The 16,763-nt window shown below is 38.7% G+C and carries 15 protein-coding genes; 5 read left to right on the top strand and 10 right to left on the bottom strand.

Annotated elements, in window-relative coordinates; genetic code table 11:
* Window positions 1-53 precede the first annotated feature (53 nt).
* Both ED622_RS13815 and yfaE read left to right on the top strand, forming a co-directional pair.
* On the top strand, window positions 54-2,126 hold the full coding sequence (locus tag ED622_RS13815) for a GGDEF domain-containing protein (protein ID WP_122034966.1): 2,073 nt from the start codon (window positions 54-56) through the stop codon (window positions 2,124-2,126).
* Window positions 2,127-2,209: 83 nt separating this feature from the next.
* The gene (gene yfaE, locus ED622_RS13820; RefSeq protein WP_122034969.1) at window positions 2,210-2,488 is read left to right on the top strand and encodes a class I ribonucleotide reductase maintenance protein YfaE; all 279 of its coding nucleotides are present in this window, start codon (window positions 2,210-2,212) and stop codon (window positions 2,486-2,488) included.
* A gap of 51 nt (window positions 2,489-2,539) precedes the next feature.
* Here yfaE and ED622_RS13825 read toward each other — a convergent pair whose 3' ends face one another.
* Window positions 2,540-3,775 (bottom strand): CinA family nicotinamide mononucleotide deamidase-related protein, encoded by a 1,236-nt coding sequence (locus tag ED622_RS13825; protein WP_122034971.1) that lies wholly within the window; start codon window positions 3,773-3,775, stop codon window positions 2,540-2,542.
* Window positions 3,776-4,015: 240 nt separating this feature from the next.
* On the opposite strand from ED622_RS13825, the gene ED622_RS13830 reads away from it, so the two are divergent.
* Both ED622_RS13830 and ED622_RS13835 read left to right on the top strand, forming a co-directional pair.
* Window positions 4,016-5,188 (top strand): aromatic amino acid transport family protein, encoded by a 1,173-nt coding sequence (locus ED622_RS13830; protein WP_122034973.1) that lies wholly within the window; start codon window positions 4,016-4,018, stop codon window positions 5,186-5,188.
* A gap of 180 nt (window positions 5,189-5,368) precedes the next feature.
* Complete coding sequence (locus ED622_RS13835; protein ID WP_122034975.1) at window positions 5,369-6,283, top strand: DUF3943 domain-containing protein; 915 nt, start codon at window positions 5,369-5,371, stop codon at window positions 6,281-6,283.
* 162 nt (window positions 6,284-6,445) lie between these two features.
* Here the strand turns inward: ED622_RS13835 and ED622_RS13840 are convergent, their stop codons facing one another.
* From ED622_RS13840 to ED622_RS13880, 9 genes are all read right to left on the bottom strand, one after another.
* The gene (locus ED622_RS13840) at window positions 6,446-6,832 is read right to left on the bottom strand and encodes a hypothetical protein (protein WP_122034978.1); all 387 of its coding nucleotides are present in this window, start codon (window positions 6,830-6,832) and stop codon (window positions 6,446-6,448) included.
* Window positions 6,833-7,035: 203 nt separating this feature from the next.
* Window positions 7,036-7,689, bottom strand: a complete 654-nt coding sequence (locus ED622_RS13845) for an MBL fold metallo-hydrolase (protein ID WP_122034980.1) — start codon at window positions 7,687-7,689, stop codon at window positions 7,036-7,038.
* An 84-nt stretch (window positions 7,690-7,773) separates the two neighbouring features.
* Window positions 7,774-8,898: a DUF1513 domain-containing protein gene (locus ED622_RS13850; RefSeq protein ID WP_122034982.1), complete on the bottom strand. Its 1,125-nt coding sequence runs from the start codon at window positions 8,896-8,898 to the stop codon at window positions 7,774-7,776.
* Window positions 8,879-9,898, bottom strand: coding sequence for an imelysin family protein (locus tag ED622_RS13855; protein ID WP_122034984.1), 1,020 nt, complete (start codon window positions 9,896-9,898; stop codon window positions 8,879-8,881). Before ED622_RS13855 ends, ED622_RS13850 begins: the two co-directional genes overlap by 20 nt.
* A 10-nt stretch (window positions 9,899-9,908) precedes the next feature.
* Window positions 9,909-11,309 carry a di-heme oxidoredictase family protein gene (locus tag ED622_RS13860; RefSeq protein WP_122036111.1) on the bottom strand — a complete coding sequence of 467 codons (1,401 nt, stop codon included), beginning with the start codon at window positions 11,307-11,309 and terminating at the stop codon, window positions 9,909-9,911.
* A gap of 123 nt (window positions 11,310-11,432) precedes the next feature.
* Window positions 11,433-12,686 (bottom strand): imelysin family protein, encoded by a 1,254-nt coding sequence (locus ED622_RS13865; RefSeq protein ID WP_122034987.1) that lies wholly within the window; start codon window positions 12,684-12,686, stop codon window positions 11,433-11,435.
* A 223-nt stretch (window positions 12,687-12,909) separates the two neighbouring features.
* Entirely contained in the window at window positions 12,910-13,509 is a 600-nt protein-coding gene (gene ribA, locus ED622_RS13870) for a GTP cyclohydrolase II (protein ID WP_122034989.1), read from the bottom strand.
* 159 nt (window positions 13,510-13,668) lie between these two features.
* Window positions 13,669-14,814, bottom strand: a complete 1,146-nt coding sequence (gene yiaY, locus ED622_RS13875; protein ID WP_122034992.1) for an L-threonine dehydrogenase — start codon at window positions 14,812-14,814, stop codon at window positions 13,669-13,671.
* 238 nt (window positions 14,815-15,052) lie between these two features.
* Window positions 15,053-15,403, bottom strand: a complete 351-nt coding sequence (locus tag ED622_RS13880; RefSeq protein ID WP_045101903.1) for a hypothetical protein — start codon at window positions 15,401-15,403, stop codon at window positions 15,053-15,055.
* Window positions 15,404-15,562: 159 nt separating this feature from the next.
* Between ED622_RS13880 and ED622_RS13885 the strand changes: the two genes are divergently transcribed.
* Window positions 15,563-16,753 carry a cystathionine beta-lyase gene (locus ED622_RS13885; protein ID WP_122034994.1) on the top strand — a complete coding sequence of 397 codons (1,191 nt, stop codon included), beginning with the start codon at window positions 15,563-15,565 and terminating at the stop codon, window positions 16,751-16,753.
* Window positions 16,754-16,763 lie beyond the last annotated feature (10 nt).

Raw genomic sequence — 16,763 nt, forward strand, 5'->3', positions numbered from 1 at the left:
AATCTCCTTGTGCCATAATCCCTTGTAATATTATAAAAATAATAAAACAAATTATGGCTAAAGACTCATGGAACAATTACTTATTAGAACAAGTTCGCCAGTTACCAATGGCGACATCAAAAGAGCACGTTCAATATCAACTGAATACCATCACTGTTGAAACACTAAAACAAAAACAAGTAATCGCACCTCAATTTGAGCATATATTCCATGCTTACCTTCTGTCTCGTTCAGGAAGGCTCATTGAATCTATTAGCTTATTTTTTGATGCTATCACTTTTGCTCAACAAGCTAAGCAAGAGTTTCTGATCTGTTTTTGCCACTACAACATCGGTACTCTTTATGGCATGCTCGGTAACTATTTCTATGCCCATAAGTTTTTAGCTAAAGCCGAAAGATCAGAACAATTTTGTGACGATTACATCTCTGGTATCATTAAAAATAACATTGGTGATATCTTTAGCCAAATTGGTAACTTTAATGAAGCCCTTGCTTACTTAAATGAGGCAACAGCCCTGCTTACCGAGCACGGTCCTAAACACTCATCCGCCCTATCACTGTTTAATATCGCTGATATCAAAGCCAAACAATTTTTATTTTCAGAAGCTCAAGAAATACTCGATTTTTTATATCCTGATATTAAGTCAGAACCAAAATTCCTAGGGTTTTACTATAAAATAAAAGCTGAAATATCAAATGGAATGGAGCAAATAGAGCAAGCAGAACACTTTCACCTTCTTTCAATTGAGAATATGCAAGCCTGCCAGTACGACTATTACATTTCAGAAATGATTTTAGAGTATTGCCATTTTCTAACTAGTTATCATCGTTATGATAAGTTAGACACTTACATTGAAAAAGGATTATCTATTGCAAAAGCCATTGAAAGCGACAAACTAATTGATGGTTTCAATGATATTATCTTACTCCGCATTAAAGATATTGATGACCCAGAATATCGAGAAAAACACTATCAAACATTAACGTCATCATTATTAAACTCTAGAAGGGAACTTCTTAAAAGAGAAAGTGATTACCTTCAGCAATTGTACCGCTTAAATGTCGCAAAATTAGAGTTGAGTACAATGAAATCTCTTTCTAACAATTTAGCTGTAATCAATAAAATTGGTCAATACATCAATAATTGTTCTGATATACAAGATGTTTTACCAACAATACAGCAAGAGCTTTCGGCTCTATTTCAGATAGATACATTAGCATTAGGTTTTTTTGATAAAGAAAAAGATCAAATAGCCATTGATTATTATAATACTGATAACTCAAAGAAAAGCTCTTACCTCTCTAATTGTAGGAGTGAGAGTACTTATATGAGTTACTGCATCAAAAGCGACTCTTCGTTTTACTATAATCATATGAATAGTGAGCAAAAAGTAGCTATGCTAGGCGATAACTGTGATAAACAAGTTCATTTTAAATCAATTATGTTTTCGCCTATAAGCATAAATAATGAAATTAAGGCCTGCTTTACTGTTCAAGCGAAGGATAGTTATCAATACCAAGCCTTTCATTTTGAGTTATTTACTCAACTAATAAGCTACATCTCTATTTCTCTTGAAAATCAATACAACCGACAACAGCTGGTCTTATTGTCACAAACAGACCACTTAACTCAATTGTGGAATCGTAGCTCTCTTGATTCACGGTTTAATCAACTTAAAAGTCAGTTAACTCAAAAGTACACAGGGATCATGCTCGATATTGATCACTATAAAGAATACAACGATACCTATGGGCATATTGCTGGGGATAAGGTTTTAATTAAGGTAAGTAACTTAATCAAAGAGCACTTCCACGGGCTGAATACTCAAGTTTATAGATATGGTGGAGATGAATTTTTTATCCTAGTTTCAACCATAGAACAGGATAAAATGAATGAGAAACTGACTTCATTGCTCAATCAGATCAAAACATTATTGATCCCACATGAGGCATCGACCTGTTCTAATTACGTGTCAGTCTCTATTGGGCTAAGTTATGCCACTGATTATTTCAATACGCTAACTCTAAACCAATTAATTGAACAAGCTGATAAAGCATTGTATATCGCTAAAAAAAGTGGCCGTAATTGTTATTTTGAACATAATAAAATAGAGGCGTTAACCTAATACCCCTACTATTAATCTCTCTATTATTGATATTGGTTGTGGTATTCTTTTGCCTTCATTTTATCTAAGCAACCCTTGACCATATGACAAAGATACACATCAATAGTATTGTGACATTAAACAATCAAACACATAGATCTCTACTAGAGGTCATGGAAGATCAGGGAATGCAAGTTGAGTCTCATTGTCGAAATGGTGACTGTGGTACTTGCCGTTGTACGCTAGTCTCTGGTGAAGTGACTTATCAATCATTTCCGCTGGCATTTTTAGCCCCAAACGAAATTTTACCTTGCGTATGCAAAGCAAAAACAGACCTGGTACTTGAGGGAGTTAATTTTCAGATAATGGCTAAAAAGGCATAAAAAACGACCCCAAATGGGATCGCTTCTCTTTTATTGACTGAGATATTTTATTTATTGTAAAGCACTCTGTGGAACATAAATTTCAGACTCTCGATTGATCGACTGATACTGACCAAACATCGGTTTCTTCTCTAGACAACGACGCAGCATATCCAACATTAATGTTGATAAAATTGAACGCATTTCATTATAGCTATAATTACGCTTTAAACTAACCAACTGCCCCCACTCACCGTAAGGTGTCGATAATGCCACTGCAACTTTACCTTGAATCACAGGGCCTGAAGATAAACCAATCGCCGTTTTAGTTCTCTCACGAGTTGCTGCAGCCAACGCCAGTGCAGCCGCAAGGGGATCTTGCCCTGCCATTTGCTGATCAACCTGAGAAGAGAGGATCCATCCCTGCTTCATATTCATTCTAATCTGTTCATCTTCTTGCAACCAATTCGTTAACCAACCACCTGTTGCTTGTTCTGCTACGGTAATATTTAACGAAAACTCACTCAACAATGCCCCCACATTTGGCAGCATCGATTCATCAACACTAACAACATTATCACCAAGTAAATGATAGATCCTTTCTAAAATAGGAAATCGGCTATCATGGTTTGCAGGACCAAATAATTTTACTTCGATAAAAGGAAGAGATGAGCGATAGCCAATCTCAAAGCCATGAGGTAAGCGAACCTGTTGCAATGTATCCTGAATACCTGATTCTGATAAACCAAAAGTAAACAGTCGACTGCATTCAGATGCTTCAACCATAGGGTGCCATTGCTTCATTCTAGGTAAAATTTGATGCTCTACCATCACTTTAAACTCAGACGGTACACCTGGTGTGAATATCACTATTGATTTATTAACTTCAATAAAAAAGCCACAAGCTGTCCCTACAGGGTTATCAATCAATTGCGCCCCTTCAGGCAACATTGCTTGTTTAATATTACTGTGTGGCATCTCTCTACCTTGGTTAAGGTATTGAGCTTGCATTCTGTCTAACCAATATTGAGACATCACCAGTGGTGTATTTAATACCTTTGCTGCCGCTTCACTAGAAATATCATCCGACGTAGGACCTAATCCACCATTTACAATAACAACTGACGCATTCTTAGCTTGGTGCTGTATCTCAGCAACTAATGCATCAATGCTGTCACCAACAGTTGAACGATTAGATAACTTAAAACCATGTTGATAAAATTGTTGAGATAACCATGCGGCATTAGTATCTACAATATCACCATGTAAGATCTCTTCGCCTGTGCTAATCATTGCTACTTGCAACATGCACTTTTCCTCTTTGATATTTCTATAATTACTTCTAATTTATCACATTAAGCGATTTAAAAAACCTATCTTGTTTCAATTCTAGTAAATCTTCCTTTTTAGGATAACCGTAAAGAATTAATTACATTAAGTGTATTTTAAATTGTACAAATGTATTGAGTTAAATTTCAATTGCGCGTACATTCTCATCATTGGAATAAGACTCAAGTTTTAATTGATTCAGTATAAGAAGTGGTATAAATGAAGACAAAAGTACTAGGAAGCGCGCTAATAATCGCAGGAACCACTATTGGGGCAGGTATGCTAGCCCTACCTCTTGTTTCTGCAAGTCTAGGTTTCTTTACAGCGAGTCTATTAATGGTCGGTATTTGGGCGATCATGAGCTACACAAGCTTGTTAATGCTAGAGGTTCACCAGTATGGACACCGTAGCGCAACATTGCACAGTCTTGCATATCAATTCTTAGGGAAGAATGGACAACGAATTGCTACTTTTTCAATGTTGTTTCTTTTTTACGCATTATGTGCCGCTTACATAGCCGGCGGAAGTGAACAATTTCATGTAAAAATCAATCTAATTGCGCCTTTCGAGTTGTCAAAAACAATCTCTACTATTCTATTCACCGTCATCGTAGCTGTTATCATTGCCTTGGGAACAAAAACGGTTGATGTGATTAACCGAGGATTATTTACCTTAAAATTAATCATGCTAGTGACAATTCTGTTTTTCTTAACGCCAAACATTACTGGTGAATACTTGATGTCACTTCCCGTACATCAAGGCGTATTTATTACTGCTCTTCCTGTGATTTTTACCTCTTTTGGTTTTCATGGCAGTATTCCGGCCATTGTTAATTACCTTGAATTAGATATAAAGAAGATCAAAATCAGTTTACTCATTGGTTCTTCACTTCCTTTAGTTATCTACTTATTTTGGCAAGGTATTACCCTAGGTCAGTTATCTCAGTCTGAATTTGAACAAATTAATGGCCTAAACCAATTTATTACCACCATCCAACAATCTATTGACCATCAATTTATACAGGTGGCTTTATCACTGTTTGCCGATTTAGCACTGCTAACTTCTTTTATTGGCGTTAGTTTAGGCTTATTTGAATTCCTACGTGACTCATCAAAGAAATGGCAAAAATCATCCATTGTGACGGCTTTATTAACCTACACTCCACCGTTGATGTTTGCTTTATTTTACCCACAAGGTTTTATTACAGCATTAGGTTACGCCGCAATAGCACTTGTAATATTAGCTCTATTCTTACCTGTGGCTCTCGTTGTATCAGCGCGAAGAAGACACCAAGAGTCTGAATATACTGTTATTGGTGGCACCCCAGCTTTAGTCATTGTTTTAATCTTTGGATTAATAATTATAGGCAGTCAATTATTCAGTTCTTTATAGCTGGGAACACATCACAAAAAATGAACTAAACACATATATTATAAGCTCCTGTATTTAATGCCTATTTACTCATCAAAATGAATAGTAAATAGGCCTTTTTTGCTTTTATGTTTTGCATTTTTTGATTAATAGTAGATAATTGTGATCTAGCTCAGTATTTGATTTAATTAAGGACTTTCCGTGAAAAAACAAGCAATAGTCAGTTTGCTTTTAGGGTGTGTAGCTTCAACGCAAGCCTATGCTCTAGATATCAATAGCGCCTATGAGATGGATTATCAACGCGACTGTTCAACAAATATTTACTCGAGCTACTGTTCTAATGATTCTTTTACTATTTCGCCAATGCGTTTAGATGGTGAAACACCATCAAAAGTTGCCGAAACAGATACTTATGCAGAAAGCACCCAATTGCCACATTATTTACGCGTGTCTGACGAGCGTGATTGGGATTACCTTATGGAGCAATCTTATACCATTCTTGGTTTAAGTGTTGCAACAGTAGGCTTAATGACCTTCCTACCTGAAAGTATTACAAAGTGGGATTCTGAAGATTCAAGCCTTAAAGGTCTTGGTAGTAAATGGAAGGATAATGTGAGCTCTGGTCCTGTTTGGGATAAAGATGAGCATTTCTTAAACTACATTATGCATCCATACTTTGGTGGTGTTTATTATACTGCTGCACGTCATGCTGGCTTTAATGAATTCGAGTCTTTCTTATACTCAACAACAATGTCGACCTTCTTCTGGGAGTATGGTGTAGAAGCCTTTGCAGAAGTTCCTTCTATTCAAGATCTATTCGTAACGCCATTCTTCGGTGCTGTGGTTGGTGAATTGATGTTGCAACAAGAATTACGCATCACTGATAATGGCGGCGAGGTCATGGGCTCAGATACACTAGGTAGCGTGAGTCTGTTCTTCTTAAACCCTGTAGGCCATATTCATTACTGGGTAACGGATGCATGGGGTGGCGACACTGAAGTTAACCTAGCTTACAACGCTTGGTTTAGTAATGGTGATGCTGCACAATTTGCTTATGATGCTGGTATGCCTTATACAGACCAATTTGTGGGTCTTGAAGTTAAATTGAAGTTCTAATACCTATTCCAATAATAAGTAGTCACTTTAATAATAACCTGAATAAACAATAAAAAAGGACACCACGCGGTGTCCTTTTTTTATGGGCGAATTTAAGACACAAAAAAACCGAGATTACCTCGGCCTTTTTGTGTCTTAAAATAAGCTAAACTAACGTATTGATTACGCTGCTTTATAGCTTACTTTATTACCAGCAAGTTGTTCACGTACAACTAGGTTTTCTTCAACTAGCTTTTTCAAGCCACCTGTTGCCCATGCTGCCGCTTTTGCTTCTTCTTGACCTGCTGCAAGACCAATATCTTTTGAATTGATACCTTCAGGGTTCTGGCAAACAATATCAAATACAGTCTGTTGCTTTGGCGTTAGAGCGATATCTGTCGCTACTGCCACCGCTTTAGGTGCTGCTGCAACTACTGCTTCCACTTTCTTTTCAACTGGTTTAGCTACTTTTGCAGGGTTAGCTGCTTTTTTCACTTCAGTTTTTGGTGCAGTTGCTTTAATGCGTTTATGCAGCTTAGACTGTACTTTACGTTTGTGAGCAATTTTCATGAAACTTAAACTCCGTTGCGCTAACTCTATTTTCAAACAATAAGTGCTCAAAAATAGTAGCGGAAAAAAGATGTCAATTCCTAAAGTGAAACTCAAATAGTTGTATTGGAATTGGCGAAGCGCGTTTTATACCAAAAAACGCGCAATATTTATAGAGAGGATGGCACTGTATGGCGAAAAGTACCGCACTTTTGCCAACTTTCTTACCAAAGTGGCATTTTATCCGCGACAAATGGGTTTGTTTTACGCTCATAACCAAATGTTGATTCAGGTCCGTGACCCGGAACAAATTTCATATCATGTCCTAATGGCCACAATTTTGTTTTAATTGAAGCAATCAGAGTCTCGTAATCGCCACGAGGGAAATCCGAGCGACCAATAGCCCCTTTAAACAGCACATCACCAACAAATGCCATTTTAGCCTCTTGGTTAAATAACACGACATGCCCTGGCGTATGACCTGGAGTGTGTAAAACATCTAGCTTTTGATTACCAAATTCAACAACATCACCTTCATTCAGCCATTGATTAGGCTCGAATGCATCAGTGTGAGGGAAACCAAATCGTTCACTTTGATTTGGAAGCCCTTGTAACCAAAAGTTATCTTCTTTATGTGGACCAATAATCGATGCATTAGTAATCGCAGCTAGGTCTTCAGTACCACCAACATGATCGAGATGACCATGAGTTAATACCATGTGTACAACATCAATATTTAATGCATCAATCGCTTGTTTTAGCAAGTGAACATCACCACCTGGATCGATAACTACCCCTTTCATGGTTTCATCGCACCATACAATTGAACAGTTTTGCTCATAAGGAGTCACTGGAATAATTTGATATTGTAAACTCATAGCTTTCTCTTCCTAAAATAATTACGCTAAGAATACCACGGCTGTTATTTAAGGGGAATTCAGATATTTCTTATGGGTAAAACACTAACTATGAGCGAATGGGATCTGGCTCCAATGATTGTCCCACATGACATTGGTTTGCTGGCTTGTCACTTCTCCATTTTCCGTTCTGTGGATCACCTTTCCTGTACCTGAACTAATATGCCATTGTGGTAAGCCATGATGACGCTTATTAGCCACCACTCCAGAGGCATCAGCTAAAGAGGTAATCTCAACTAACTGATTAGTCTTTAGGTTCCATACCCCATAACAATTACCTCTTGGTGACGTTGCTACAACATGATCCCCAAGAACAGCAATACTGGCAATATAATGATTAAAACGGAGCCACTGTTCAGGCTCTGCATTTAATTGCTTCAAGGGCTCTCCGCGTCGATGCACGGCAACCAGTGGCGCGCCATCTTCTGGCTCCCCACGATATTGCTGTCCACATAATACGCGTCCATCATGGGTTAATGATAAATGACGAATACTCAATTTATGATCAGGCAAACCAACCGATTCGAGTACCTCCCCCGTTTCTGTAGATAAGTAAACTAAGGCAGGTTCCATTGATTCTAAATTAATAGGTACTCTACCTTTAGTATGAACCCCACCAACCCCAATCGCTAAAGTTGTATCATCAACACGAATCACCTCATGTGGGCCAATACCAAACCCTGAGAACTCTTTCATTTTTATTAATTGAGTTCCTTGCAATTGATAAACACCAATCACGCCTTGGCTAGTCTCTTTCTCTCCCTCTGTCGTATAAAGTGTTAAGCCATCAGAAGAGAACACCCCATGCCCATAAAAATATCGATTAGGCATAGATGGTATAATGGAATAGCTCACACCGGTTTTTATATTAAACAGTTGCATGTAATTACCCGGACGACGCGCAAAGGCAACCGCCAAGTCACCATTAGGCGTAATCGCAACACCATGGCCTCTTTCTGGTAAAGGGACAGAATGGATTGGATAACCTTCACTGTCAGCCACCACTGCGCCAAAACGACCATTAGCCGTTCGGGAGCAAGAGATTAAAGCCGCTTTTTTATCTAAATTCGAGACCGACGAACACGCTGTTAACCAAGGAGATAATGCAACCGCCCCAAAACTGCCTTTCAATAATTTTCGTCTTTGATTATTAATCACCATCAGTTGCATTAAACCCTATAGCAATGTCCAATTCGATAGCAACTTCTTCATGGATCAGGTATTTCAAATATTCTAATTTATTGTACAAAGCCAAGGTATTTTGATAACCAGATTTGGTCTGTAATTCCGCAAATAGTGATGACGACTCAGGCCATGTCTCTAACGTAGAGTTAAAATGGTCTTCTATTCTTTCAGCTAAGTCTGAGTGTCCTTGCTCTTGTAAATAACGATTAAGCCCAACACCATTTGCTAAATAAAGATCACGCATAGCCATTACATTATATTTAAGCCAAATTAGAGACGTTTCTGATCGCCACGATTCAGAAAAATAAGGTCTAGGCTGCCCTATTTTTGCTAACGGACGACTGAGCTTTTTCATACTGTAATCAAGTTGATTAGCAAGCAATGCTATGTATTCATTTAACCACATGGTTTCATCTAACTGTGTCCATGGGTTTACCTGCCATGCTTGAGCCATTTTTTTCGTATTAAGCGCCAAATTGGCAGTAATAGCTTGACCTAATTGACACGACTCTTCTGCTGGCAACGTCGATGCAGGATCAAATAATAACCACTCCACCGCCCCTAAACCCTGGGTCGTCACACTCTGTTGTTGGATCAACTCACTATTCCAAGTTTGACCTTTTTTCAACAGTTGAGACATTTTTCGTCCAGTGGTGTTTTTCTTATCAGGCCAAAATTGAATATTCCAATTTAAGCTCAATGCTGCTTCTGGACCTCTCTCTTGACCTTGCAACGCCATCCACGATTGCATGGTTTGTTGCCATTGCATAACCACCGGTTCTTTTGTTGTTTGATTCGAACAATACCCTTCAAAACTCTCAGCCAATCGTTGGCTAGATTCAAGTAAACGTTGGGCTGATTGTTGTTCAATATAATAAACATGGTCAATCATATTGGTTGCGTTAGGAACTTGATTAGCTTCATTGGTACTTTGGCAGGCAGTCAGTAACACCGTGCTGCTTAACAATAGATAAATACTTTTCATTACTTACACCTTATAACGAATCTAAAAATGCCAATAACGCATTACGATCTTGTGTTGATAACTGCACGACTTTATCTCGCGCTTGTTGTGCTTCACCGCCGTGCCATAAAACAGCTTCTAGTACATTTCGAGCTCTACCATCATGTAGCATCTCAGTATGGCCATTCACCTCTTGTGTGTAACCAAGCCCCCATAACGGTGGTGTTCGCCACTCTTGACCATTAGCTAAGAACTCTGGTCGATTATCAGACAGACCTTGTCCCATGTCATGAAGTAACATGTCCGTATAAGGATGAATTACCTGATCAGATAACGCCGGTCTGCCTTCAATTTTTGCTGTTTTAATATTCGTTTTATGACAACTTTCACAACCGATATCTTTAAATAACTCTTGCCCTTTAATGACTTGAGGATCTTGAACATTTCGACGAATAGGCACGGCTAAATGTTGTGAATAGAATTCAACAAAATTTAAAATCTTATCACTCACTTCTGGAGTTCCGCCATGAGGCAGTTTTTCACAAACAGTTTGAGCTTGAGTACAATCATCTTTAGGGAACATATTACTGGTTAAGCCTAAATCACCATTAAACGCCGCGGCATTCTGCTGCATTAGTGTTGGTTGTCCTGCTTTCCAACCAAAACGTCCTAATGCTAACTCTTGAGCCCTAGCATCCCATACTTGATTAGCTTTACCTGAAATCCCGTTGTTCTCTTGTTTCTGTTGCTCAGCAAACCCTAAAATCGTTGATTCAGGGATAGATTCTAATAACCCTAAACCAATCATTGGCGGCGCAATACGTGCAGACATCAATACATTATCTGCCATATCTCCATACGCTAATTCTGTGATTGATAAATTTGGCTTACGTAACGTGACAACGTCACCATCAGCAAGCGTAATCGGTAATGATGTGTAAGTTATATGGATTTGCCCCTCTCGTTTTGCTCCAGACAGTGAAAAGTCTTGCAACTGACCACCATAAATAGGCTCAGGGATCACCCCTTCTAAAATGACACGCCTTTTTTGCTCAGGCGTTAATGCCGGAATACTTAATCGCACCAACATAGACACAGAATTTGTATCACCTTCTCTTGGCGCATGACCTCGGCCATCTTTAATATGGCAATTCTGACAACCATTCGTATTAAACAGAGGACCTAGACCATCTCTAGCATCAGTAGACGCTGGAGCTTGTACCCAAGGGTTACGAAAAAAACTGTTACCGACACTAAAATCTAACCGCTTACTCATAGGTAGATTTGCGGCGGGTAAAGAAAATGCGTTTTGGCCCTCCTTCTTCACACTCGTTTTACCACCAGACGCGATATCCATAGAAGTGTTATTTGAAGAAGCAGAGAAAGAAAGCGTTGAAAGTAAAGCTATTGCTCCAAGCATTGCGGGTTTCATAATATCGAACATCCTGATCATCATTAAAAAACAAAATAGCTCAACCACTACATCGAGAGAAGTGGTCGAGCTAATACCTATATTTTTAGGTTGGTATATTACTACTACTGCTTTTTCTTAGAATTAAAATTCGTGATCCGCGGTATCAGGGTTTAAGCTTGTAATACCAATCACATTTGCTGCGCGCTCAATGGATGCCGTTTGCAATACTAGTGACATGATTGATTTGTTTACCAATGCATTACCCGCTGCATTATCTGATGCAATCAACTGGTCGAAATGTTGGTTATCTTTTTCAGCCGCTGACACTAACGTACCAACTTGAGTGCGCGTTGCATCAAATTGTTGTTTAATTTCTTTCGCTGCTTTTTTATCTGTTTTAGCAACAAGATCATGGATACTTGGGCCAGATAATAGAGAGCCATCAGCACGCGTATAAGTACCTGTGTAAACGTTATAGATACCTTGCTCATTATAATAATGAGAGTTGTGCGTGTTATCAGAGAAACAATCGTGCTCATCTTCGGTAGAATTTGCTTCTAATGCTACTTTCATACGCTCACCAGCCAGTTCACCTAGCGATAATGAACCCATGCCAAACAACATTTTGCGTAAACCTTGTGTTGAAGACTCAGATAGCAGCTCAGCTCGGTAGTTTTTCTCACCTTCTTTCCACTGTTTTTCCATCCAAGATAAATCTTTAATTAACAACTCAGAAGCCGATTTTAAATACTCAGCACGACGCTCACAGTTTCCATTAGTACATACAGATCCAATAACATAATCGGTATATGGCCGCTCACCTGCCCCTGCATTCGTGCCATTTAGATCTTGGCCCCATAGAAGAAACTCAATCGCATGGTAACCTGTTGCTACGTTTGCCTCTGAACCACCAAGCTCATTAAGATCAGCCAATTTATCCGCTTCAATGCTTTTCACATCCAGAGTTTCTGCACCAATTTTGATTGAGGTAGAAGCAACGATATTTGCTTTAGCGCCATCATTACCTAATTCATATTGATAATCATCAGCCACATAATCAATTAAGCCTTCATCTAATGGCCATGCGTTTAATTGCCCTTCCCAATCATCAACTATCGCATTACCAAAACGGAACACTTCTGATTGTTGGTAAGGTACTCGCGCTGCTTTCCATGCTGTTTTAACCGTTTGTAAGCCTTTCTCAGATGGGTTATTTAAAAAAGTGTGAATGGCTTTATCAAGTTGCTGAGCTGTCGTTAGTGAATCACTGTATACCGCGTGTGCAATGTCAGCATAATGCTCTACCACATCCGCTTCTGTTGCTGCATAAGAAAAAGTCGGTAATACAAAAAGTGATACTGTAATGATATTTCGAGCAAATTTGACGTGGTTCATAAATCGTCCTTGTTGAGCAAATGAATAGAATATGTAAACCATTAAGTAAAATCTGTAAGAATCTATTAATGATAATAATTTTTATTCGCGTAATATACCCAAAACAAATAGGAATGCAAATATTTATCATTTAGATTTGATATTGAGCTATAGATACAAAAAAGCCCCATCAAGTGATGAGGCTCTTAAATTACAACTTTCAAGTCATTATCTAAATAATAGTTTATTCATCTAAATCAAGTTTATGACCATGAGCAGCCTTAGCTTTCAAGTAATGCTCATTGCCTTGTTTAATATGTGCATGCGTATTAACCACAGACTCAAGTTCGATGCCATAGTTTTGAATGTCTTCAATTTTCTTTGGGTTATTAGTGACTAATTTAATCTTAGAAAGGCCTAACGCTTCAAGCATTTGAGCTGCTTCTTTAAAGTCACGTAAGTCATCACCAAAACCTAAGTGGTTATTAGCCTCATAGGTATTCATGCCTTGGCTTTGAAGCTCATAAGCATCCAGTTTATTATACAAACCAATACCACGTCCCTCTTGGCGAAGATATAAAATAATACCGCCACTTTCAGACATACGATTAATAGTTTCTTCTAACTGCTCACCGCAATCACAACGTGATGAGTGAAATACGTCCCCTGTTAGACATTCTGAATGCATGCGAACCAGAGGCGATGTTTGATTCTTATCTGCATGATTAAAGATAACAGCAACATGCTCTTTTTCAGTCTCTAACCCTTCAAATGAAAGCATCTCTGCAGGGATATTGCTTCTTTGCCCTACTTTTAATTCTATACGAGCTCTTACGTTTGCCATGCTGATTTACTGCCTTTTTCAATGAGAAGATCAGACCTTCTACGATTTAATCAGATAAAAAGATCATAAGCATACCTAGCAAATATGCAAGAATCAAAAAAAAGGCCCAACAAATGTTAGACCTTTACGTACTTAATTAATACTTTTATAAATAAGCGATTACATAGCCGCTTTAAAAATGCTCACAATTTCTTCATGCGTTGCTTGTTTTGGGTTAGTAAAACCACACGCATCTTTCAATGCATTTTCAGCTAGCGTATCGAAATCTTCTTCTTTTGCATTCAGCGCTGTCAGGCCAGAAGGGATACCTACGTCAGTTGATAGCACTTTAATTGCATCCAATGCCGCTTGAGCACCTTCTTCATTGGTCATGCCTTCAACATTTACGCCCATTGCTTTTGCTACGTCTTTTAAACGCTCAGGACATACTTTAGCATTGTAGCTTTGTACATGAGGAAGAAGGATTGCATTACATACCCCATGTGGAAGGTCGTAAAAACCACCCAATTGATGCGCCATTGCGTGAACATAGCCTAAAGATGCATTGTTAAATGCCATACCCGCCATGAATTGTGCATACGCCATTTGCTCACGAGCTTCAAGATTTTGTCCATCTTCTACTGCGGTACGTAAATGCGCTTGGATCAATTCCATCGCTTTAATCGCTACCGCATCAGTCACAGGTGTTGCTGCAATTGATACATACGCTTCGATTGCATGTGTTAATGCATCCATACCTGTTGCTGCCGTTAATGATGCCGGTTTAGCAAGCATCAATTCAGGATCGTTTACTGACATTAATGGCGTGGTGTGTTTATCAACAATAGCCATTTTAATGTGACGAGCTTCATCAGTAATAATACAGAAACGCGTCATTTCTGATGCCGTGCCTGCAGTTGTATTAATAGCAACAAGTGGCATTTGAGGTTTTGGCGATTGATCTACGCCTTCGTAATCTGCAATTTCACCGCCATTAGCGGCAACTAACGCAATACCTTTAGCGCAATCATGTGGAGAACCACCACCTAAGGAGATAACTAAGTCACACTGATTTTCTTGTAGGATTTTAAGACCTGCGTTTACGTTACCAATGGTTGGGTTTGGCTGAGTACCGTCAAACACCGCAACTTCTACGCCGCGCTCAGCTAATAAATCAGAAACTTGTTTTACCATGCCGATAGCGACTAATACGTTATCAGTCACGATTAACGCTTTTTTGTAGCCTTGAGATTTAATGCTATCCATTGACTCAGCAAGACAACCAGCACCCATTAAATTTACGCTAGGGATAAAAAATGCACTCATAACCAACTCCAATATAATTTATATAAATTTTAAGAACTGATTATGTTGTAACATTGATAAGGTTAATAACTTTTTGATCTAAGACAATTTCTGCAATAAGTAACTATACGTTACAGTAAAATCGAGACTTGCATCATACTTTGTAGGTAGGCGAATAGAAAAAAGAAGAGAATACGTTAATTAATTGATAAAAAAGCCAATAAAACTAATTATTGGCTTTAAAAAGTATGAACTATTCCTAAGAACGCTTTGGCTGCTGGTAAGTTTTACCTGCGGCTTGGTACGTTTCTTTTTGCTTGATGTCGAACATTGCATAGAAGAACCAAGCAACGAATTTAATGACGTCGTCACCTTCGTTCATGATCCACTCTGCAAGCTCTTGCGCTTCGCCATTTTCGTCTTCATCATTAAATACATGATAAATACGTTGCTCGCCTTCAACTTCAGCAAGACGGAATTGACCAGCTAACGATTGTGCTGCATCAACAATATCTTGGTCTTCGCATGCTTTTAATGCTTCTAGCACTTGAGGAAGGTTTTCTTTTTGGCATAACTCTTTAACTAGTGTTTCAAATTCATTCTGTTGCATTTTTAATCAACTCTTGTTTTTTATTCAACATTTTAGATAGATGCGGTAATTTTAGCAGCAATAAAAATTTATTCGACCGGAATTCGTTTTAATCCTTGATATTTTGCCTTCACTTTGGCTTTATGGAGATATTATTTACTTATTATTGAATGGATTCAGATGTCAGATAAATTAGAGACCAAATACGTTACCGCCGGTCGCAGTAAAAAATGGACAAAAGGCGTGGTAAATCCACCGGTTCAACGCGCCTCTACCGTGGTATTTAATACCGTTGCTGAAAAAACGCACGCCATGATAAACCGCGCAAAACAAACACTATTTTATGGGCGCCGTGGCACTGAAACTCACTTCGCCCTACAAGATGCGATGGTTGAGCTCGAAGGTGGTACAGGCTGTGCGTTATATCCTTGTGGTACGGCTGCGATTGCCAATGCGATTTTATGTTTTGTAAAAACGGGCGATCATATTTTAATGGTCGATGGCTGCTATGAACCGACTCGGGATTACTGTGACACCATCTTGAAGAAAATGGGGATTGAAACTACCTATTACGATCCAATGATTGGTGAAGGCATTCGTGATTTAATTAAACCAAATACCACGGTGCTATTCACTGAATCGCCTTGTTCTATCACGATGGAAGTGCAAGATGTACCACTACTTGCTCGTATCGCGCATGAATCTGACATTGTGGTTATGCTTGATAATACTTGGGCTGCGGGTGTGAACTTCTCACCGTTTGATCATGGCGTTGATATCTCAATTCAAGCGGCAACCAAATACATTGTTGGTCATTCTGATGTGATGCTTGGTACCGCAGTAGCGAATGAAAAGCATTGGGATCAACTGCGTGAGCAAAGCTACTTAATGGGCCAGTGTATTTCACCTGATGATGCGTATCTTGCTATGCGTGGTTTACGTACTATGGGCGTTCGTCTAAAGCAGCATGAAGCAAGCAGTATTAAAGTTGCTAATTGGTTAGCAGAGCACCCACTGATTGATCATGTTCGTCACCCTGCACTTGAAAGCTGCCCAGGTAATGATATTTACCAACGTGATTTTAAAGGCTGTAATGGCTTGTTCTCTTTTGTATTAAAACAGTCTGATAGCAAAGCGACAACGGCACTGCTTGATGGCATGAGTCATTTTAGTATGGGTTATTCTTGGGGTGGATTTGAAAGTTTGATCTTAGCAAATGAGCCAAAAAGCTTTAATGCATTAAGAACCGTTGCTCATCCTCAATTTGAAGGCACGTTGATCCGCGTACATATTGGATTAGAAGATGTGGATGATTTGATTGAAGATTTAGAGCAAGGTTTAGCTCGATATCAAGAGATGTTATCTGCTTAATTCAGTTTAT

The organism is Aliivibrio sp. EL58 (assembly GCF_900312675.1).
Taxonomy (GTDB): domain Bacteria; phylum Pseudomonadota; class Gammaproteobacteria; order Enterobacterales; family Vibrionaceae; genus Aliivibrio.